1 protein-coding gene is annotated in these 941 nt (G+C 62.2%); it reads right to left on the reverse strand.

What is annotated here, in order from left to right; genetic code table 11:
* Nucleotides 1-941: elongation factor Tu (tuf, locus tag SB772_RS39020; RefSeq protein WP_410838392.1), on the reverse strand; the 941-nt coding region annotated here is incomplete at both ends.

A 941-nucleotide genomic window follows, 5' to 3' on the forward strand; every position in this document is an offset into this window, starting at 1 on the left:
CGGCCGCCTTCGTCCTTGCTCAGCACGTACACTTCTGCCGTGAAATGCGTGTGCGGGTTGATCGAACCCGGCTTGGCCAGAACCTGGCCACGCTCCACGTCTTCACGCTTCGTGCCGCGCAGCAGGATACCCACGTTGTCGCCCGCCTGACCCTGGTCGAGCAGCTTGCGGAACATTTCCACGCCCGTGCAGGTCGTCTTCACCGTCGGCTTGATACCGACAATTTCGATTTCCTCGCCGACCTTCACGACGCCGCGCTCAACGCGACCCGTCACCACCGTGCCACGACCCGAGATCGAGAACACGTCTTCCACCGGCATCAGGAACGCACCGTCAACTGCGCGCTCCGGCGTCGGGATGTACGTATCCAGCGCATCGGCCAGGTTCATGATCGCCACTTCGCCCAGCTCGCCCGTGTCGCCTTCCAGCGCCAGCTTGGCCGAACCCTTGATGATCGGCGTATCGTCGCCCGGGAAGTCGTACTTCGACAGAAGTTCGCGAACTTCCATTTCGACCAGTTCCAGCAACTCGGCGTCGTCCACCATGTCGCACTTGTTCAGGAACACGATGATGTACGGCACACCGACCTGACGCGCCAGCAGGATGTGCTCACGCGTTTGCGGCATCGGGCCGTCTGCTGCCGAGCACACCAGGATCGCGCCGTCCATCTGCGCTGCGCCCGTGATCATGTTCTTCACATAGTCAGCGTGGCCCGGGCAGTCGACGTGTGCGTAGTGGCGGTTAGCCGTTTCGTACTCGACGTGTGCCGTGTTGATCGTGATACCACGTGCCTTTTCTTCCGGCGCCGCATCGATCTGGTCGTATGCCTTTGCTTCGCCGCCAAACTTCTTGGTCAGCACCGTCGTGATCGCCGCCGTCAGCGTGGTCTTGCCGTGGTCAACGTGACCGATCGTGCCGACGTTCACGTGCGGCTTGGTCCG

Source organism: Paraburkholderia sp. SIMBA_030 (genome assembly GCF_046535245.1).
Lineage (GTDB): Bacteria > Pseudomonadota > Gammaproteobacteria > Burkholderiales > Burkholderiaceae > Paraburkholderia.